At 68.7% G+C, this 20,222-nt stretch carries 19 protein-coding genes; all 19 read left to right on the forward strand.

Annotation, left to right across the window (positions count from 1 at the left end; genetic code table 11):
* Positions 1-30 precede the first annotated feature (30 nt).
* The 19 genes from NX068_RS00865 to NX068_RS00955 all read left to right on the forward strand — a co-directional run bounded on the left by NX068_RS00865 (position 31) and on the right by NX068_RS00955 (position 20,217).
* A complete protein-coding gene (locus NX068_RS00865; RefSeq protein WP_263459395.1) occupies positions 31-1,383 on the forward strand; it encodes a DUF1329 domain-containing protein in 1,353 nt (450 codons plus the stop codon).
* A gap of 186 nt (positions 1,384-1,569) precedes the next feature.
* Positions 1,570-2,616, forward strand: a complete 1,047-nt coding sequence (locus tag NX068_RS00870; protein ID WP_327084797.1) for a WD40/YVTN/BNR-like repeat-containing protein — start codon at positions 1,570-1,572, stop codon at positions 2,614-2,616.
* Positions 2,616-5,015 (forward strand): efflux RND transporter permease subunit, encoded by a 2,400-nt coding sequence (locus tag NX068_RS00875; protein ID WP_263459397.1) that lies wholly within the window; start codon positions 2,616-2,618, stop codon positions 5,013-5,015. The genes NX068_RS00870 and NX068_RS00875 overlap by 1 nt, the downstream gene beginning before the upstream one ends.
* A gap of 17 nt (positions 5,016-5,032) precedes the next feature.
* A complete protein-coding gene (locus NX068_RS00880) occupies positions 5,033-6,067 on the forward strand; it encodes a universal stress protein (RefSeq protein ID WP_263459398.1) in 1,035 nt (344 codons plus the stop codon).
* Between the two features lie 197 nt (positions 6,068-6,264).
* Positions 6,265-7,947 (forward strand): sigma-54-dependent Fis family transcriptional regulator, encoded by a 1,683-nt coding sequence (locus tag NX068_RS00885; RefSeq protein WP_263459399.1) that lies wholly within the window; start codon positions 6,265-6,267, stop codon positions 7,945-7,947.
* 506 nt (positions 7,948-8,453) lie between these two features.
* A complete protein-coding gene (locus tag NX068_RS00890) occupies positions 8,454-9,389 on the forward strand; it encodes a catechol 2,3-dioxygenase (protein ID WP_263459400.1) in 936 nt (311 codons plus the stop codon).
* Positions 9,390-9,399: 10 nt separating this feature from the next.
* Positions 9,400-9,678, forward strand: coding sequence for a phenol hydroxylase subunit (locus NX068_RS00895; RefSeq protein WP_263459401.1), 279 nt, complete (start codon positions 9,400-9,402; stop codon positions 9,676-9,678).
* A 43-nt stretch (positions 9,679-9,721) separates the two neighbouring features.
* The gene (locus tag NX068_RS00900) at positions 9,722-10,714 is read left to right on the forward strand and encodes an aromatic/alkene monooxygenase hydroxylase subunit beta (RefSeq protein WP_263459402.1); all 993 of its coding nucleotides are present in this window, start codon (positions 9,722-9,724) and stop codon (positions 10,712-10,714) included.
* Between the two features lie 9 nt (positions 10,715-10,723).
* A complete protein-coding gene (locus NX068_RS00905) occupies positions 10,724-10,993 on the forward strand; it encodes an MmoB/DmpM family protein (RefSeq protein ID WP_263459403.1) in 270 nt (89 codons plus the stop codon).
* A 14-nt stretch (positions 10,994-11,007) separates the two neighbouring features.
* Entirely contained in the window at positions 11,008-12,525 is a 1,518-nt protein-coding gene (locus tag NX068_RS00910) for a YHS domain-containing protein (RefSeq protein ID WP_263459404.1), read from the forward strand.
* A 31-nt stretch (positions 12,526-12,556) separates the two neighbouring features.
* The gene (locus tag NX068_RS00915; RefSeq protein WP_263459405.1) at positions 12,557-12,913 is read left to right on the forward strand and encodes a phenol hydroxylase subunit P4; all 357 of its coding nucleotides are present in this window, start codon (positions 12,557-12,559) and stop codon (positions 12,911-12,913) included.
* A 10-nt stretch (positions 12,914-12,923) separates the two neighbouring features.
* Positions 12,924-13,985, forward strand: a complete 1,062-nt coding sequence (locus NX068_RS00920; protein WP_263459406.1) for an NADH:ubiquinone reductase (Na(+)-transporting) subunit F — start codon at positions 12,924-12,926, stop codon at positions 13,983-13,985.
* Positions 13,986-14,177: 192 nt separating this feature from the next.
* Positions 14,178-15,638 carry a 2-hydroxymuconic semialdehyde dehydrogenase gene (locus tag NX068_RS00925; protein ID WP_263459407.1) on the forward strand — a complete coding sequence of 487 codons (1,461 nt, stop codon included), beginning with the start codon at positions 14,178-14,180 and terminating at the stop codon, positions 15,636-15,638.
* A 9-nt stretch (positions 15,639-15,647) separates the two neighbouring features.
* A complete protein-coding gene (gene dmpE / locus NX068_RS00930) occupies positions 15,648-16,445 on the forward strand; it encodes a 2-oxopent-4-enoate hydratase (protein WP_263459408.1) in 798 nt (265 codons plus the stop codon).
* Complete coding sequence (gene dmpH, locus NX068_RS00935; protein WP_263459409.1) at positions 16,442-17,245, forward strand: 2-oxo-3-hexenedioate decarboxylase; 804 nt, start codon at positions 16,442-16,444, stop codon at positions 17,243-17,245. Before dmpE ends, dmpH begins: the two co-directional genes overlap by 4 nt.
* Positions 17,242-17,499 carry a tautomerase family protein gene (locus NX068_RS00940; RefSeq protein WP_263459410.1) on the forward strand — a complete coding sequence of 86 codons (258 nt, stop codon included), beginning with the start codon at positions 17,242-17,244 and terminating at the stop codon, positions 17,497-17,499. The genes dmpH and NX068_RS00940 overlap by 4 nt, the downstream gene beginning before the upstream one ends.
* Complete coding sequence (locus NX068_RS00945; protein ID WP_263459411.1) at positions 17,496-18,410, forward strand: acetaldehyde dehydrogenase (acetylating); 915 nt, start codon at positions 17,496-17,498, stop codon at positions 18,408-18,410. The genes NX068_RS00940 and NX068_RS00945 overlap by 4 nt, the downstream gene beginning before the upstream one ends.
* Positions 18,410-19,459, forward strand: a complete 1,050-nt coding sequence (gene dmpG / locus NX068_RS00950; protein ID WP_263459412.1) for a 4-hydroxy-2-oxovalerate aldolase — start codon at positions 18,410-18,412, stop codon at positions 19,457-19,459. The genes NX068_RS00945 and dmpG overlap by 1 nt, the downstream gene beginning before the upstream one ends.
* Positions 19,459-20,217, forward strand: a complete 759-nt coding sequence (locus NX068_RS00955; RefSeq protein WP_263459413.1) for an SDR family oxidoreductase — start codon at positions 19,459-19,461, stop codon at positions 20,215-20,217. The genes dmpG and NX068_RS00955 overlap by 1 nt, the downstream gene beginning before the upstream one ends.
* The last annotated feature ends 5 nt before the right edge of the window (positions 20,218-20,222 follow it).

Here is a 20,222-nt window from a genome sequence, read left to right on the forward strand (position 1 = left end):
CCCCGGACACGAGAATTTCAGGAGACGACAATGATGAAGCACAAGATTCTGCCGCTGGCCGCGACGGCCGCCATGCTGATGGCGCAGGCCACCGGCGCGGCGGTCACGGCCGACGAGGCCGCCAGGCTGAAGAGCGCGCTGACCCCGCTGGGCGCCGAGAAGGCGGGCAACGCCGACGGCAGCATCCCGGCCTGGGACGGCGGCATCACCAAGCCGCTGCAGGGCCGGAAGGTGGGCGACATCCCGGGAGAGATCTTTGCCGCCGAGAAGCCGCTGTACCAGGTCACGGCCCAGAACATGGGGCAGCACGACGCCGTACTGTCCGAAGGGACGAAGGCGCTGCTGCAGAAGTACCCGGACAGCTTCCGGCTGGACGTCTACCCCACCCACCGCGCCGCGGCGGCGCCGCAGCGCGTCTATGACAACACCGCGCTGAACGCGACGCGCTGCAGCACCAGGGACGGCGGCTATTCGCTCGAAGGCTGCATCGGCGGCATTCCCTTCCCGATCCCGAAGGAAGGCGTCGAGGTGATGTGGAACTTCCTGCTGCGCGTCGAGGCGCCGTCGATCGAATACCGCTTCAAGAACATCGTCGGCAACGCCGACGGCTCGCACACGCTGGCCACGCGCAACGAGATCGCCTTCCAGTACCCGCCGTACTACGAGGACGCGACCATCGAGAAATGGTCCGGCGAATACGCGATGTTCCGCTTCAACACGCTGGAGCCGCCGTTCAAGGCGGGCGAGTCGCTGGTGATCCGCGACGGCATCGACCAGAAGAACGCGCGCCAGGCCTGGCAGTACCTCGTCGGCCAGCGCCGCGTGCGGCGGGCGCCGACGGTGTCCTACGACACGCCCGATTTCGTCGCCTCCGGGGCCAACTACTTCGACGAGGTGCAGGGCTTCTTCGGCCAGCTCGACCGCTTCGAGTGGACGCTGGTGGGCAAGCAGGAGATGCTGATCCCGTACAACAACAACGGGCTGGTCGGCGCCAAGCTGGAAGAGGCGCTGTCGCGCCACCACCTCAACCCCGATCAGGTGCGTTGGGAGCGCCACCGCGTGTGGGTGGTCGAGGCGAACGTCGCCGCCGGCAAGCGCCATGCGGTGCCCAAGCGTCGCTACTACCTCGACGAGGACACTTGGCTGATCGCGCTGATCGACGGCTACGACGCCGAGGGCAAGCTGTGGCGCACGACCCAGGTGACGCCCTTCGTGGTGCCGAAGATTCCGGCCACGTTGATGAAAACCGCCACCGTCTTCAACCTGCAGGCGGGCACGATGAGCGTCATTCAGGCGCTCAACGACGAGGACTTCAAGGTCGTCGAGCGCAAGGCGGAGACCTACTTCACCGGCGACGCGGTGGCGGCCGACGCGGCACGCTGACCTGCGCGGCGCCGGGCCGCCGGTCGCCGCTTCCCCAGTTCTTCAGATTGCTCGCCGCCGCCGCCCGCCACCAGGCGGGCCGGGGCGCGGCGAGGACACGGGTTCCGAATCATGTCCATCAGGGTTCCAGGCCGGCGCGGCATTGCGCGCGCGGCCGTCGTTCTGCCTGCCGTCCTGGCTGCGGCAATGGTCCTGGCCACCGAAACGCAGGCCGTGCCCGATCTTCTCGAGGCGCCGGCCGGCGCCGACGTCCGCGCGCAGCAGTCGCCGCAGTTGAGCGTGGCGGCGGCGGGCAGCCGCTTCGTCGGCGTCGGCGTGCGCGGCCTCGTGCTGCTGTCGGACGACGCCGGGCGCACCTGGCGCCAGGCCGGGGCGGTGCCGGTCAGCGTCGCGCTCACCGACGTCCACTTCGTCACATCCACCGACGGCTGGGCCGTCGGCCACGGCGGCGTGGTGCTGCAGACAACGGACGGGGGCGAGACCTGGCTGCGTCGGCTCGATGGGCGCGAGGCCGCGCGCATCGTCTTCGAGGATGCCCGGGCCCGCGCGGACGCGGATGCGGGCGACGCCGCTGCTGCCCGCGCGCTGCGCGACGCCCAGCGCCTCGTCGAGGAGGGGCCGGACAAGCCTTTCCTCGGCGTCCACTTCCTGGACGGGCAGCGCGGCTTCGCCGTCGGGGCCTACGGACTCGCGCTGGCGACCGGCGATGGCGGGCGGAGCTGGCATTCCTTGACGGGGCGCATCCCCAACCCGCGCGGCAAGCACCTGTACACGGTCCGTGCCAGCGGCGCCGACGTGCTCATCGCCGGCGAGCAGGGGGCGCTGTTCAGGTCGCTCGATGGCGGGCAGCGCTTCAGCGCGATCGAGACCCCTTACCCCGGGACCTGGTTCGGCGCGCTGGCGCTCGACCGCGACACGCTGCTGGCCTACGGCTTGCGCGGCAACGTCTGGCGCAGCGCGGACGGCGGCACCAGCTGGCGGCAGATCGAGCTGGGGCAGGCGGTGACGCTGACCAGCGGCAGCGTGCTGGCGGACCGCTCCATCGTGCTCGCCGACGAAAGCGGGCGCCTGCTGCGCAGCGTCGATGGCGCACGCAGCTTCACGCCCGTGGCGGGCAGTTTCCCGGCCGGCCTCACCGGCATCGCCCAGGGCGACGACGGGACGCTCGTGCTGTCCGGCGCGCGCGGACTGAGCCGTGTCGAACCGGCTCGACTTGCTGTGGAATCCAGATAATGGCTGTCGCACATACCCTTCCGGCCGAGGCTGTGATCGCGGACATCGCGGAATTCGATGCGCGTTCGGGCTCGCTGCCCGAGCGCCTGCTCTTCAACAACCGCCTGGCCGTCGTCGCCGTCTGCCTGCTGGTGACCGTGGTGCTGGCCTGGCAGGCGTTCGGCCTGCGGCTCAACGCGGCGTTCGAGAAGATGATTCCGACGAGCCATCCCTACATCGTCAACTTCCTGGAAAACCGCAGCCAGCTCGCCGGCATGGGCAACAGCCTGAGGATCGCGGTCGAGACCACCGAAGGCGACATCTTCAGCGCGGCCTATCTCGACACCGTGCGCAGGCTCGGCGACGAGCTGTTCCTGATGCCGGGGGTGGACCGCCCCTACATGAAGTCGCTGTGGGCGCCGTCGGTGCGCTGGACCGGGGTCACCGAGGACGGCCTGGACGGCGGCCCGGTCATCCCGGACGACTACGACGGCTCGCCGGAAAGCCTGGAGCAGGTCCGCATCAACGTCGAGCGCTCCGGCGAGATCGGCCAGCTCGTCGCCGCCAACTACCGTTCCAGCATCCTCTTCGTGCCGCTGCAGGACGTCGTCGCCGACACCGGGGAGCGTATCGACTACCACGCGCTGTCGCAGCGCATCGAGCAGTTGCGCGGCAAGTACGAGTCGGACACGGTGAAGATCCACGTCACCGGCTTCGCCAAGGTCGTCGGCGACCTGATCGACGGCCTGCGCCAGGTGATGGTGTTCTTCGCGGTGGCGATCGCCATCTGCACCGCGGTACTGTTCTGGTACACCCGCTGCCTGCGCAGCACGCTGCTGGTGGTGGCGTGTTCGGTGGTCGCGGTGGTCTGGCTGCTGGGCCTGCTGCCGACCCTGGGCTACGAGCTGGACCCTTATTCGGTGCTGGTGCCCTTCCTGGTGTTCGCCATCGGCATGAGCCACGGCGCGCAGAAGATGAACGGCATCATGCAGGACATCGGCCGCGGCACCCACCGCCTGGTGGCGGCGCGCTACACCTTCCGCCGCCTGTTCCTGGCCGGGCTCACCGCCTTGCTGGCCGACGCGGTGGGGTTCGCGGTGCTGATGGTGATCGACATCCAGGTCATCCAGGACCTGGCGGTCACCGCCAGCATCGGCGTCGCGGTGCTGATCTTCACCAACCTCGTGCTGCTGCCGATCCTGCTGTCCTACACCGGCGTCAGCCCGGTCGCCGCCCAGCGCAGCCTGGCGGCCGAGCTGATGGAGGCCGGCGACGGCGGCCATGCCAAGCACCCGTTCTGGGCTTTCCTCGACCTGTTCACCCGGCGCAAGTGGGCCACCGTCGCCGTGGCCTGCGGCCTGGCGATGGGCGCGTTCGGCCTGGCGGTCAGCTTCCAGCTCAAGATCGGCGACACCGACCCCGGCGCCCCCGAGCTGCGCCCGGATTCGCGCTACAACCGCGACAACGCCTTCATGACCGCCAACTACGCCGCGAGCAGCGACGTCTACATCGTCATGGTGAGGACGCCGCAGTACGCCTGCGGCCAGTACGGCACGCTGATGGCGGTCGATGCGCTGGAGCGCGCGCTGCAGCAACTGCCCGGCGTGGAGGCCACCAGCTCGCTCGCCGGCCTGGCCAAGGTCGCCAACGCCGGCATGAACGAGGGCAGCCTCAAGTGGTTCGAGATCCCGCGCTCGCAGGACATGCTCAACGCCATCATCACCCGCGCGCCGCGCGAGATGTTCAACCAGAACTGCGACCTGCTGACGGTCTATGCCTACCTGAAGGACCACAAGGCCGACACCCTGGCCAGCGTGGTGGACGTGGTCGAGGGCTTCGCCGCGCGCCACGGCACGGACGCGCTGCGCTTCCTGAACGCGGCCGGCAACGCCGGCATCGAGGCGGCGACCAACATCGTCGTGCGCAAGGCCAACGTGCAGATGCTGTTCCTGGTCTATGCGGCGGTGATCGTGCTGGCCTTCATCACCTTCCGCTCGTGGCGGGCCGTGGTGTGCGCGGTGGTGCCGCTGATGATCACCTCGGTGCTGTGCGAGGCGCTGATGGTGTGGCTCAACATCGGCGTCAAGGTGGCGACGCTGCCGGTGATCGCGCTCGGCGTCGGCATCGGCGTCGACTACGCGCTGTACGTGATGACGGTGACGCTGGCCCGGCTCAAGGAAGGCATGAGCCTGTCCGAGGCCTATTACCGCGCGCTGATCTTCACCGGCAAGGTCGTCGTGCTGACCGGCATCACGCTCGGCCTCGCCGTGGCGACCTGGGTCTGGTCGCCGATCAAGTTCCAGGCCGACATGGGCATCCTGCTCGCCTTCATGTTCGTCTGGAACATGCTGGGGGCGCTGATCCTGCTGCCGGCGCTGGGGCACTTCCTGCTGCGGCCGAAGCAAGCGATCGCGGTCTGATCCGAAGGAGACGGGACATGTATCGACATCTGCTGGTGCCGCTCGACGGCTCCGAACTGGGCACGGGCCTCGTCACCCGGGCCGTCGCCTTCGCCGCGGCGCTGGGGGCGAAGATCACCTTCTTCACCATGCGCGAGGACTACGGCGCCTGCGGCGAGGGAGCGCTGGCGCGGACCTTGTCGCCGCAGGCCTTCGCCGAGCTGGCGATGGGCGAGGCCAACGCGATCCTGGCCAAGGCCGTTGCCGCGGCCGGCGGCGCCGGGGTCGACTGCGACGGCGTGGCGCGCACCGGCGCGCGGCCCTACGAGCTGATCCTGGACGTGGCGGCCGAGCGCGGCTGCGACCTGATCTACATGGCCTCGCACGGCCGGCGCGGCGTGCGCGCGCTGATCATCGGTTCGCAGACGCAGAAGGTGCTGGCCCATGCCACGCTGCCGGTGCTGGTGGCGACGGTCGAGGCCAACGTGCGCGGCACGCCGGCCGCGGCGGCGGTCGACATCATCAAGGACGAGCACCGCGCCATCGCCGCGATCTGCGCCGGGCTGCGGGAACAGGCGGCGCGCCTGCGTTCCGGCGCCGAGATCGACCACACGCTGACCGCGTCGCTGCTCCACTACCTGCGCGCCTTTCCCGAGCGGCTCCACCACCCCAAGGAAGAACGGCACCTGTTCGCCAGGCTCGGGCAGCGTAGCGCCGAGGCCGGGCCGCTGATCACCGACCTCGAGCGCGAGCACGCGGAGGGCGGCCGCCGCTTGGCCGAACTTGAGGAGGCCGTGGCCCGCCTGGGCGAAGCCGGTGGCGATGCCCGGGCGCGTACCCGCCTGGGCGACGACATCGACCGTTTCGTCGAAGGGCAGTGGCGCCACCTGAACACCGAGGAAAAGCTGCTGCTGCCGCTCGCCGCCCGCCATCTGCGGGACGAGGACTGGGCGGAGATTGCGCTGGCCTTCCGCGAGAACGCCGAGCTCGGCAAGGCGGGTGCGCAGGACGAGGCCTTCCGCCGCCTGTTCTCGCGCCTGATGAACCTGCGCGCCGGCCGCCCCACGTATTGACATCGGATACGGCGGTGCGCGCGCGGGCCGCTTCAGGCCGGCCCGCGCCTTGCCGGCCTCTACACTTTGGTGCGCCAGTCGCGTAACGTGGCGCCTCGTGTGGCCGGCCGAGGCCACTTGGAACAGACCGGCCGGCGCCGGGCCCCCCGCGATGCGGGCGGCGCGGCGCGTCTCAGAGCCGGATGCGGAGCGAGGACATGGCAGAGCAACGACTCATCGAACAGTTCAACCTGCGTTCGAGGCTGCGGTTCAACATCGACCAGGGGCAGATCTGGCTCGACGAGAACCGGATGCTGCTCCTGCACGCGCGGGCGATGGGCGCGCTGCGCAAGGAACTGTTCGATTCCCTCGGCACGCGGCGGGCGCAGGGCCTGCTGCTGCGCATGGGCTTCGTCTCCGGCCAGCAGGACGCCGACCTCGCCTCCACGCTGTACGGCAGCGGCGACAACTACGACGTCTTCCGCATCGGCCCCGAGCTGCATGCCTTCGAGGGCCTGGTCAGGGCGACGATCACGCGGGCCGACATCGACTGGGAGGTGGGCAGCTTCTTCGGCGAGGTCGAATGGGACAATTCGTGGGAGGCGGAATCCCACCTGCAGCAGTTCGGCAGCGGCCACGAGGCCGCGTGCTGGACCCTGGTGGGCTACGCTTCCGGTTATGTCACGGGTTTTTTCAAGCGCCTGATCGTGTTCCGCGAGACGCACTGCCTGTGCAAGGGCGACGGCAAGTGCGTCATCGTCGGCAAGCCGGCCGAGGCCTGGGGGGACGATCCCTACCTGGCGCATTTCAAGCCCGAGAACCTCGACTGGAAACTGCAGGAGATGGAGGCCGAGCTGGTCGAGCTGCGCGGCCAGCTGCGCGAGCGCAAGGAGCTCGGCCAGCTGGTCGGCCGTTCGCCGGGCTTCCGCGCCGCCTTCGACCTGCTCAGCAAGGCCGCCAACAGCCCGATCAGCGTGCTGCTGCTGGGCGAGACGGGCGTGGGCAAGGAAGTCTTCGCGCGCTGGCTGCACGAGAACAGCGACCGCCGCGAACAGCCTTTCGTCGCCGTGAACTGCGCCGCCATCCCGAACGACCTGATCGAGGCCGAGCTGTTCGGCGTCCAGAAAGGGGCGTACACCGGCGCCCAGCAGTCCCGCGCCGGTCGCTTCGAGCGCGCCGACGGCGGCACCCTGTTCCTGGACGAACTGGGCGAGCTGTCGCTGGCCGCGCAGGTGAAGCTGCTGCGCGTCCTGCAGACGGGCGAGGTCGAGCGCCTGGGGGACGAGAAGACGCGCAAGGTCAATGTCCGCGTCGTCGCCGCGACCAACGTCAATCTCCAGCAGGCGATCGCGCAAGGGCGTTTTCGCTCCGACCTGTACTACCGCCTCGCCACCTATCCGGTGACCATTCCGCCCCTGCGCGAGCGCAAATCGGATGTGCCGCTGCTGGTCGCGGCGATGCTCGACAAGTTCGCCCCGCAGTACAACAAGACGCTCGAAGGCCTGACCGACCGCGCGATGCAGGCCTTGATGAGCTACCAATGGCCGGGGAACATCCGCGAGCTGGAAAACCTCGTCGAGCGCGGCGTGCTGCTGGCGCCGGCCGGAGGGCGGATCGAGGTGGACCATCTGTTCGCGGGCGGGGCGCCGGCGGTCGGCGCCGCTGCGGCGGTCGATCACGAAGGCGGCGTCTGCCGCGCCGTCGATGCCGCCCGCGACCGCTTGTGCGAAACGTTGCTGAACGAGGAAGGCTTCGACCTCGATGCACACGAGAAGCGGCTGCTGAACCTGGCCGTGCAGCGCTCCCAGGGCAATCTCACCCATGCCGCCCGTCTGCTGGGCATCACCCGGCGCCAGCTTGCCTATCGCTTGAAGCAGGCCGGGGAAGCACGCGCGGACTGAAGGCCGGCCCAGCCGCCGGGCCGGGCCGCATCAGGCCGATTGCAGGGTGCGGCCGACCAGGGCGAGCAATTCGCCGGGGCCGACCGCTTCGCCGAAGGCACCCGTGCGCGTAGCTGTAGAACAGAACCACCGGCTCCATGGCAGTGCTCCTCCGATTCGCGGCCCGGTTTTCAGCTTGGATCAGATTCGTTCCTCAGTGAGCGCGGCGGCGGAGCCTTGCCTGGCCTGGAGGCGCCGAGGACGACCGGCGGCGGCGCGGCTCCGCGGCATTGCTGCGCTGCACCGTGACGTTTTCGTCAGGCTGGCGGCGCGGGCGGACCAAAGCGTCAGGCCTGGCGCCGCGGGGCCCCTGCCGATTTCAATGAAATGTCAATGAATACATGAGCTTGTCGATCATGGCACGGTCTCTGCATAAAGAATGGTGAAGTTTTGATAAGTGGGTTTGATGCTTGACGGATCGGTCAGGCGCCTTGCCCGCACTCACCGTTGAACAAGGAGACAAGAAGATGGCCATGACAGGAGTCCTGCGACCGGGGCACGTGCAGCTCAGGGTGATGAATCTCGACGATGCCGTTCGCCATTACCGCGACATCATGGGCTTGACCGAAACCGGGCGCGACGCCGGGGGGCGGGTTTATCTCAAATGCCGCGACGAGATCGACCACCACAGCGTGGTGCTGCGCGAAGCCGACTGCGCGGGGCTGGATTTCATCGGCTTCAAGGTGCTCGACGAGGCCACGCTGGACCGCTTCGAAGCCGAGCTGCGCGCCTATGGCCTGGACACCACGCGCCTGCCCGCGGGCGACCTGCTGGAGACCGGCGAGAGGGTGCGCTTCCAGGTGCCGTCCGGGCACTGGTTTGAGCTGTACGCGAAGAAGAGCGCCGTCGGCAACGGTTGCGGGCTGGTCGACCCGACGCCGTGGGCGCCCGAGAACAAGCGCGGCATGGCGCCGCTGCGTCTCGACCATGCCTTGCTGTACGGGCCGAACATCGGCGAAGTGCAGAAGATCTTCACCGAGGTGCTGGGGTTCACGCTGGTCGAGCGGGTGCTCAACCCCGAGGGCAACGCCAACCTGATCATCTTCCTGAACTGCTCGATCAAGTCGCACGACATCGCCTTCGCCGAGTACCCCGAGCCGGGCAAGCTGCACCACTGTTCCTTCCTGATGGAAAGCTGGGAAGACGTGCTGCGCGCCGGCGACATCATGTCCATGCACAAGGTGCCGGTGGACATCGGGCCGACCCGCCACGGCGTCACGCGCGGCCGCACCATCTATGCCTGGGACCCCTCCGGCAACCGCTTCGAGACCTTCAAGGAAGACCGCCAGCCCTATCCCGACCACGAGCCGCTGACCTGGACCTTCGAGGCGCTGGGCGCGGGCGGCGGGCTGGACTACGTCCAGCGCAAGCTGCACGAAACCTTCCTCACCGTCGTGACCTGAGGCGGCCGCCATGGCAGTCACCGAAACCAGTGCGGCGCCGGCCTTCGACACCGCCCGGCGCTTCGTGCGCGTCACCGGCGAACGGCCGAACGGCTTCGTCGAATTCGACTTCGCCATCGGCGAGCCCGAACTCTTCGTCGAGCTGATCCTGGGCCGCGACGCCTTCAGCGAGTTCTGCGCCGCCAACGCGGTGGAATTCCTGCCGCCGGCGGACGGCGACGCGGGCGGCAAGACGCCCGACGACTTCGACTGGCGGCTCGCCGACGCCACCCACACCCGATTCCGATGAACAGCAGGCGCCGTCCCCCCGGGGGCGGCGCAGGAGGGAAAACATGCAGATCGACCTTCGCACCGTCAGCATCCAGCCGCAGCGCAACGCCTTCGACCACCTGGTCCGCCGCTTCGGCGACAAGCCGGCGTCGCGCTACCAGGAAGGCAGCTACGACATCCAGGCCGCCGAGAACCTGCACTACCGGCCGACCTGGGACCCGGAGCAGCAGCTCTACGACGCCGGCATCACCCGCATCGTCATGCGGGACTGGTACGCGCTGAAGGACCCGCGCCAGTTCTACTACAGCACCTACACCCTGACGCGCGCGCGCCAGCAGGACACGACCGAGGCCAACTTCGCCTTCGTCGAGTCGCGCGGCCTGGCCGACAGGCTGGCCCCCGAACTGCGCGAGGCCGTGCTGCGCCTGCTGGTGCCGCTGCGCCACGCGGCCTGGGGCGCCAACCAGAACAACACCTTCATCTGCGGCTACGGCTTCGGCACCACCTTCACCCAGCCCTGCATGTACCACGCCATGGACAGCCTCGGCATCGCCCAGTACCTGTCCCGCCTGGGCATGCTGCTGGGCGATGTGGACGCGCTCGACGCCGGCAAGGCCGCCTGGCTCGACGGTCCGGCCTGGCAGCCGCTGCGGCGCTACGTCGAGGACTGCATGGTGGTGCGCGACCCGTTCGAGCTGTTCGTGGCGCAGAACGCCGCGCTCGACGGCCTGCTGTATCCGCTGGTCTACGGCCGCATCGTCGATGACGAGCTGTCGGCCAGGGGGGCGAGCGCGGTGGCGATGCTGACCCAGTTCATGGCCGAGTGGTTCGACGAGACGCGCAAGTGGGTGGATGCGGTGCTCAAGACCGCGGCCGCCGAGTCCGACCACAACCGCGAGGTCCTGCAGGGCTGGATGGCGCACTGGAGCGACCGCGCCGCCGCCGCGCTGGTGCCGGTCGTCGAGCTGGTGCTCGGCGCGGACGCCGACGAGGCCGTCGCCGCGCACATCGCCGCGTTCAAGGCCCGCATCCACAAGACCGGAATCCCTTTCTGAGGAAACACGATGTCCACCGTATTCATCGCCTTGCAGGCCAATGAGGAAACCCGCCCGATCATCGACGCCATCGAGATCGACAACCCGCAGGCGGTCGTCAACCGCCAGCCGGCGATGGTCAAGATCGACGCGCCGGGGCGGCTCGTGGTGCGCCGCGAGACCATCGAGGCGCAGCTCGGGCGCGCCTACGACCTGCAGGAGCTGCAGATCAACCTGATCACCCTGTCGGGCAACGTGGACGAGGACGAGGACACGCTGACCCTGAGCTGGAACGAATGAGCGAGGCAAACACCATGGATATGAAAGCCACCAAGAAAAAGCTGGGCATGAAGGAGCGCTACCGCATCCTGACCCGCGACCTGGGCTGGGAACCGGGCTACCAGTCGAAGAAGGCCATCTTCCCCTATGTCGAGTACGAAGGCATCAAGGTGCACGACTGGGACAAATGGGAAGACCCCTTCCGCCTGACGATGGACGCCTACTGGAAGTACCAGGCGGAGAAGGAGCGCAAGTTCTACGCCATCATCGACGCCCATGCGCAGAACAACGGCCACCTCAACCTGACCGATGCGCGCTACCTGTCGGCGCTGAAGATCTTCCTGCAGGCCATCAGCCCGGGCGAATACGCCGCGCACAAGGGCTTCGCCCGCATCGGCCGCGAGTTTCCGGGCGTCGGCACGCAGGTCGCCTGCCAGATGCAGGCGATCGACGAGATCCGCCACGCCCAGACGCAGATCCACGCGATGTCGAACTACAACCGCTACTACGACGGCTTTCATGCCTTCGCGGATGCGCGCGACCGCATCTGGTACACCTCGGTCGCACGCTCGTTCTTCGACGACGCGATGTCGGCCGGGCCCTTCGAGTTCATGATCGCGATCGGCTTCTCGTTCGAGTATGTGCTGACCAACCTGCTGTTCGTGCCCTTCATGTCGGGCGCGGCCTACAACGGCGACATGGCGACCGTCACCTTCGGCTTCTCCGCGCAGTCGGACGAGGCGCGCCACATGACGCTGGGGCTGGAGTGCATCAAGTTCATGCTCGAACAGGATCCGGACAACCTGCCGATCGTGCAGGGCTGGATCGACAAGTGGTTCTGGCGCGGCTTCCGCGTGCTCGGCCTGGTCAGCACGATGATGGACTACATGCTGCCCAAGCGCGTGATGTCGTGGCGCGAGGCCTGGGAAATCTACGGCGTCGAGAACGGCGGCGCGCTGTTCCGCGACCTGGCGCGCTACGGCATCCGCCCGCCCAAGGGCTGGGACGACGCCGAGCAGGCCATCGACCACATGTCGCACCAGTTCATGCTCGGCCTCTACCAGTGGAGCTTCGGCACCGCCTTCCATAGCTGGATTCCGTCGGACGACGACATGGCCTGGCTGTCGGCGAAGTACCCGGACACCTTCGACCGCTACTACCGCCCGCGCTGGGCGCACATCAAGAAGCTCAAGGCCGCCGGCACGCCGTTCAAGAACTACGGCCTGGCCAGGCTGTGCCAGTGCTGCCAGCTGCCGTGCGTGTTCACCGAGCCCGGCGACCCGACGCTGACCTGCCACCGCGAGACGGTCTACAAGGGCGAGAAGTACCAGTTCTGCTCCGACGGCTGCAAGGACATCTTCGAGCACGAGCCCGAGAAGTACATCCAGGCCTGGCTGCCGATGCCGGCACTGTTCAGCGAGCTGGGCGGCGACGTCGCCGCATGGATGGACTGGGTCAGCCTGCGCGACGGCGCCGACAACGGCGACTACGACGGTTCGCGGGACCAGCGCCACTTCGACGAATGGCGCGGGCTCGCGACCTCGAACCTGTGACCCGCGCCCACCAACACAAGGAGACTCGACAATGGCTGTCACCTCACTGAAGGAATACATCGGCGTCGCCCGCGACCGCGTGGAGAACTACGGCGGCAAGCAGATCGTGTACCTGAGCTGGGACCACCACCTGCTGTTCGCCGCGCCGCTGATGCTGTGCCTGCCGCCGGCCACGCCGTTCGGCGAGGTGCTGCGGGGGCCGCTCGCGGCGCTGCTGCAGGCCGACCCCGACGCCGCCGCGCTGGACTGGAACGAGGTCGAGTGGCTGAAGGACAACCAGCCCTTCGTCCCGGACCCGTCGCTGAGCCTCGCCGGCAACGGCATCGGCCACAAGGACCAGCTCCGCTTCCGCACGCCCGGGCGGAACACCCTGCTGGCCGCCGCATGAAGGGGCGAGGATGAGCTACGAACTGACCATCGAGCCGCTGGGCCAGACGATCGAGATCGAGGCGGGGCAGACCATCCTCGACGCGGCCCTGCGCGCCGGCATCTACCTGCCCCACGCCTGCTGCCACGGCCTGTGCGCGACCTGCAAGGTGCAGGTCAGCGACGGCGAGATCGACCACGGCGAGGCCTCGAGCTTCGCGCTGATGGATTTCGAGCGCGACGAGGGCAAGTGCCTGGCGTGCTGTGCGCGGGCCGAAAGCGACCTCGTGATCGAGGCCGAGATCGAGGAGGACCTGGACGCCGAGAACCTGCCGGTGCGCGATTTCGACGGCGTCGTCAGCCGCATCGAAACGTTGACGCCGACGATCAAGGGCGTGTGGATCGCGCTCGACGAGCCCGCCGGCATCCGCTTCCAGGCCGGGCAGTACATCAACCTGGAACTGCCCGGCGGCATCGGCAGCCGCGCGTTCTCGATCGCGAGCGCGCCGTCGCGGGCGGGAGAGGTCGAACTCAACATCCGCATCGTGCCCGGCGGCGAAGGCACGGCCTACGTGCACGAGCGCATGCAGGCGGGGGAACAGGTGCGCATCACCGGCCCCTACGGGCGCTTCTTCGTCAAGAAGTCGGCGCGCGTTCCGCTGCTCTTCATGGCGGGCGGCTCTGGCCTGTCGAGCCCGCGCGCGATGATCCTCGACCTGCTCGAGGAAGGCTTCGCGCTGCCGGTCACGCTCGTCTACGGGCAGCGCAGCCGCGAGGAGCTCTACTACCACGAGGAGTTCGTCGCGCTGGCCGGGAAGCATGCCAACTTCCGCTACGTGCCGGCCCTGTCGCACGAGCCGGAAGGAACGGACTGGACGGGGTTCCGCGGCTTCGTGCACGAGGCGGCGAAAGCGGCTTTCGACAACGACTTCCGCGGCCACAAGGCCTACCTGTGCGGGCCGCCGCTGATGATAGACGCCTGCATCACGACGCTGATGCAGGGGCGCCTGTTCGAGCGCGACATCTACACCGAGAAGTTCATCTCGGCGGCCGATGCGCAGCAGGTGCGCAGCCCCTTGTTCAAGGCGATCTGAGCCGGTTTGCGCGCGGGGAGGCGCGTGTCCGCGCCTCCCTTTTCGTTGCGCCAGATCGATACTTTAAAGGTATCGATAATTAGATAACAAAGTATTAGACGGTATTTCTCTTCTTTCTTAGACTCGTTTTCGAAGGTCGGGGCGATGCGTATCGCCGCCGGCACGAGTGACACATCCATACCTGGGGGGAGCATGCGTCTTGTAGACAATTTCATCGCGGGCGAATATCTGGCGTCAGCCTCGGGCCGCCGTTTCGACAAGCGCTCGCCGCTCGACGACCGCGTCATCGCCTCGGTCGCCGAGGCGGGGCGCGGCGAGGTCGATGCCGCGGTCGGCGCCGCCCGCGCGGCGCTGGCGGGCGAGTGGGGGGCGCTGACGACGGAGCAGCGCGTCGACCTGCTCCATGGCGTCGCCAACGAGATCACCCGCCGCTTCGAGGACTTCGTCGCCGCCGAGATGGCCGATACCGGGCAGCCGGGCCACGTCATGCGCCACGTGTTCATCCCGCGCGGCGCGGCCAACTTCAAGGTCTTCGCCGACGTCGTCAAGAACGTGGCGTCCGAGTCCTTCCGCATGGCGACGCCGGACGGGCAGGGCGCGCTGAACTACGCGATCCGCGTGCCCAAGGGCGTGGTCGGGGTCATCTGTCCGTGGAACGCGCCCTTCATGCTGATGACCTGGAAGGTGGGGCCGGCGCTGGCCTGCGGCAACACCGTGGTGGTCAAGCCGTCGGAGGAGTCGCCGCAGACGGCGGCGCTGCTCGGCGAGGTGATGAACGCCGTCGGCGTGCCGAAGGGCGTCTACAACGTCGTCCACGGCTTCGGGCCGGACTCGGCCGGCGAATTCCTGACTCATCACGCCGGCGTCGATGCGATCACCTTCACCGGCGAGACGCGCACCGGCGCGGCGATCATGAAGGCCGCCTCCGAGGGCATGCGCGACGTCTCCTTCGAGCTGGGCGGCAAGAACGCCGGCATCGTCTTCGCCGACTGCGATTTCGACGCCGCGGTCGAGGGCATCTTCCGCGCCGCCTTCCTCAACACCGGCCAGGTCTGCCTGGGCACCGAGCGCGTCTATGTCGAGCGGCCGATCTTCGCGCGCTTCGTGCAGGCGCTCAAGGCCAGGGCCGAGACGGTGAAGTACGGCCGCCCCGAGGCGCGCGATGCCGACTACGGGCCGCTGATCAGCCAGGAGCACCGCCGCAAGGTGCTGTCCTACTACCGCAAGGCGGTGGAGGAGGGCGCCACCGTGGTCACCGGCGGCGGCGTGCCCGAGATGCCGGAAGAACTCGCCGGCGGTGCCTGGGTGCAGCCGACGATCTGGACCGGCCTGGCCGACGACGCCGCCGTGGTGCGCGAGGAAATCTTCGGGCCGTGCTGCCATGTCCGCCCCTTCGATTCCGAGGACGAGGTCGTCGGCCTCGCCAACGACACCGTGTATGGCCTGTCCACGACGATCTGGACCACCAGCCTGGCGCGCGCGCACCGCGTCGCCGCGCGCGTCGAGGTGGGCATCACCTGGGTGAACAGCTGGTTCCTGCGCGACCTGCGCACGCCTTTCGGCGGTTCGAAGCAGTCCGGCATCGGGCGCGAGGGCGGGGTGCATTCCCTGGAGTTCTACACCGAGACGCGCAACATCTGCGTCAAGCTCTGAGGCCGAATCATGGACGAAAGCAGGATCAGGCAATTGGGCGACGAGCTTTTCGACGCCTGGCGCGCGCGCCGCACGGTGGCGCCGCTCGTCGAACGCGAGCCCGACATCGCGCTGGAGGATGCCTACCGCATCCAGTCGCGCTACATCGAACGCCGCCTCGCCGCCGGCGAGACGATCGTCGGCAAGAAGATCGGCGTCACCAGCAAGCCGGTACAGGATTTCCTCGGCGTGTTCCAGCCGGATTTCGGCCAGCTCACCTCGGGCATGGTGCATGAGGAGGGCGAGGCCATCGACCTCGGCACGCTGATCCAGCCCAAGGCGGAGGCCGAGCTGGCCTTCGTGCTGAAGGAGGACCTGAAGGGGCCGGGCGTCACGGCGATGGACGTGATCCGCGCCACCGACTACGTGGTGCCGTGTTTCGAGATCGTCGATTCGCGCATCACCGACTGGAAGATCCGCATCCAGGACACCGTGGCGGACAACGCCTCCTGCGGCGTGTTCGTGCTCGGCGCCAGCCGCGGCGACCCGCGCAGGCTGGACATCACGCTGGCCGGCATGGTGCTCGAAAAGAACGGCGAGCTGCATTCGACCGGCGTCGGGGCGGCGGTGCAGGGCTCGCCCGCCAACGCGGTGGCCTGGCTGGCCAACACGCTGGGCGAACTGGGCATTCCGTTCAAGGCCGGCGAGGTGATCCTGTCGGGGTCGCAGTCGACGCTGGTGCCGGTCGCCGACGGCGACGAGCTGGTGTGCACCGTCGGCGGGCTCGGCAGTTGCAGGGTGAAATTTTCCGGGAGAAGCGCGGCATGAGCATGAACATCACCTTGTCGCGCGAGGATGTCGTGCGCCTGTGCGAGCGCGTCGAGGGGGCGCAGCTGCGCGCCCGCGCCATTCCCAAGCTGACCGACGAATACCCGGGCATGACCATCGGCGACGGCTACGCGGTGCAGACCGAGCTGCGCCGCCGCTTCGTCGCCCAGGGGCACCGGCACGTGGGCTGGAAGGCCGGGCTGACCTCGCAGGCGAAGATGCGCCAGATGGGCGTCGACGTGCCCTCGATCGGCTTCCTGACCGACCGCATGGCGCGCGCCGAGAATGCCGCGATATCGACTTCCGACCTCGTCCATCCGCGCGTCGAGTGCGAAGTGGCCTTCGTTATGAAGAAGGCGCTCGCCGGCCCCGGCTGCACGCGCCAGGACGTGCTCGACGCCACGGATTACGTGCTGCCCGCGGTGGAGATCATCGATTCGCGCTTTTCCGGCTTCAAGTTCGACCTCGCCAGCGTGGTCGCCGACAACGGCTCGTCGGCGCGCTTCGTCGGCGGCGGCCGCGCCCGCCTCGTGGACGAGCTGGACCTGCGCACGCTCGGCGCGGTGCTGGAGAAGAACGGCGAGATCGTCGGTATGGGCGCCTCGGCGGCGGTGCTCGGCCATCCGGCGGACGCGGTCGCGATGCTGGTGAACATCCTTGCCGAGCTGGGCGAGACCCTGCCCGCCGGCAGCTTCGTCATGAGCGGCGGCATCACCGAGGCCGTCCCCGTGCGGCCGGGCGACAGCGTCGTCGCGCGCTTCCAGGAACTGGGCAGCGTGTCGATGCGCTTCGTCGATTGAGCGGGGCGGAAAGCCGGAGACGACAGATGCCAATCATCGAAATGCACATGATGCAGGGCCGCAGCGACGAGCAGAAGCGCGCGGTGGCCGGCGCCGTCACCGAGGCGGTGTCGCGCAGCCTGGGATGCAGCCCGGAGACGGTGCGCATCCTCATCACCGAACACGGCACGGAGGAATTCTTCGTCGCCGGACTGACCATGGCCGAGCGCGCGGAACGCCAGCGGCGCACGGCATTGCAGGAGCAGAACCCATGAAGAAGATTCGATGCGCCCTGATCGGCTCCGGCAACATCGGCACCGATCTCATCTACAAGATCAAGCGCAGCCCGGTGCTCGAGCCGGTCTGGATGGTGGGCATCGACCCCGCCTCCGAGGGCCTGGCGCGCGCCCGCGAAATGGGCCTCAAGACCACCGCCGAAGGCGTGGACGGCCTGCTGCCGCACGTGCTGGAGGACGGCATCCAGATCGCCTTCGACGCCACCAGCGCCTACGTGCATGCGGAGAACAGCCGCAAGCTCAACGAACTGGGGGTGATGATGATCGACCTGACGCCGGCCGCCATCGGGCCGCTGTGCGTGCCGCCGGTCAACCTGCGCGAGCATGCCGACCGGGTCGAGATGAACGTCAACATGATCTCCTGCGCCGGCCAGGCGACGATTCCCATCGTCAACGCGGTGTCGCGCGTGCAGGGCGTGGGCTACGCCGAGATCGTCGCCAGCCTGTCGTCGAAATCGGTGGGGCCGGGCACGCGCGCCAACCTGGACGAATTCACCTACACCACCTCCAGCGCCATCGAGCGCGTCGGCGGCGCCAGGAAGGGCAAGGCGCTGGCCATCATCAACCCCGCCGAGCCGCCGCTGATCATGCGCAACACGATCTACTGCCTGACCGACGAAGCGCCGGACGAGGCCCGCATCACCGACTCCATCCTGCGCATGATCGGCGAGGTGCAGCAGTACGTGCCGGGCTACAAGCTCGTCAACGGCCCGATCTACGACGGCAACAAGGTTTCCGTGTTCATGGAGGTCGCGGGCCTGGGCGACTACCTGCCCCGGTACGCCGGCAACCTCGACATCATGACCGCGGCCGCGACCCGCACCGCCGAGATGTTCGCCGAGGAAATCCTGGCCGGAAAGATCAAGCTGAAAGCGACGGAGGTGGCGTGATGAGCGCAACGCAATCCCTGAAGGGCCGCAAGGTCGTCCTGCACGACATGTGCCTGCGCGACGGCATGCATGCCAAGCGCGAACAGATCGGCGTCGAGCAGATGGTGAAAGTCGCCTGCGCGCTCGACGATGCCGGCATCCCCTACATCCAGGTGACGCACGGCGCGGGCCTGGGCGGCAACTCGCTGCAGCACGGCTTCGCGCTGGCGAGCAACGAGGAATACATCGCCGCGGTGGCGTCGCGGATGAAGCAGGCCAAGGTCTCGGTGCTGCTGATTCCCGGCCTGGGGACGATGAAGGAGCTGCAGGCGGCCTTCGACGCCGGCGCGCGCAGCGTGCATGTGGCGACGCACTGCACCGAGGCCGACACCTCGCCGCAGCACATCGCCTTCGCGCGCAAGCTCGGCATGGACACCACCGGCTTCCTGATGATGGCCCACCTCAACGACCCGGCCGGCATCGCCGAGCAGGGCAAGCTGATGGAGTCCTACGGCGCCCACACCGTGTATGTCACCGACTCGGCCGGCTACATGCTGCCGGAGGACGTGCGCGCGCGCGTCGTCGCGCTGCGCGAGGCGCTCGACCCGGCGACCGCGATCGGCTTCCACGGCCACCACAACCTGGGCATGGGCATCGCCAACTCGATCGCCGCGATCGAGGCCGGCGCCACCCGCATCGACGGCTCGGTGGCCGGGCTGGGCGCGGGTGCGGGCAACACCCCGTTGGAGGTGTTCGCCGCAGTCTGCGAGCGCATGGGCATGGACACTGGCGTGGACCTGTTCAAGCTGATGGATGTCGCCGAGGACATCATCGTGCCGATGATGGATCACCTCGTGCGGGTCGACCGCGAATCGCTGACGCTGGGCTTCGCCGGCGTGTATTCCACCTTCCTGCTGCACGCCAGGCGCGCGGCCGAGCGCACCGGGGTCTCCGCGCGCGACATCCTCGTCGAGCTGGGGCGCAAGAAGATGATCGGCGGCCAGGAGGACATGATCATGGACACCGCCATGACCATGGCCAAGGCGCGCGGGCTGGCGGGCGCGGCCTGATGTCCGGCGAGCCGTCCGAACTCGCCGTGGTGGTCGGCGCGACCGGCGCCTTCGGCCAGCACATCGTCGCCCGCCTGTGCGATCGCGGGCTGGGCGTGGTGGCCGTGTCGCGCACCGCGGCCGCGCTCGACGCGCTGCTCGCGCGCCATCCGCGGGTGCGCGCCTGCGTCGCCGACATCGCCGCCGACGAAGCCATCGCGCAGATCGCCGCCAGCGTCGACCGTCCGGTGCGGATGGTGGTGCATGGCCCCGGCGTCGCCGTGGCCGGCGGCATCGCCTCGGCGCCGGCGGCGGCGGTCGTGGATGCGGTCAACATCAAGGTGGGCGGCATGCTGCGGCTGGTGCGCGCGGTCGAGCCGCGGCTGGTGCGGGGTTCGCGGCTGGTCGCGATCGGCGGGCATTACGGGCTGGAGCCGACCGCCTACGCCGCCGCCGCGGGCATCGCCAACGCGGCGCTGGGCAACCTGATGCGGCAATTGAGCCTCGCCCACGGCGCGGCCGGCGTCACCGCCCACCTGATCGCGCCCGGGCCGGCTGACACCGAACGCCTGCACCGCGTCGCCGCCGACCGCGCCGCGCTGCGCGGCATCACGGTCGAGGACGTGATGGCGCAGATGCGCGCCGAATCCTCGATCGGCGCGTTCACGACGCCGGCGCAGGTGGCCTGGGCGGTGGCCCTGCTGCTCGACCCCGAAGCCGACGCGATGACCGGCAGCACCTTCATGCTCGACGCCGGACGGCGGCGCGGACTGCCTTGAGCCCC

Origin of the sequence: Thauera carbonicopians (genome assembly GCF_025699485.1) — a bacterium.
GTDB lineage: Bacteria > Pseudomonadota > Gammaproteobacteria > Burkholderiales > Rhodocyclaceae > Thauera.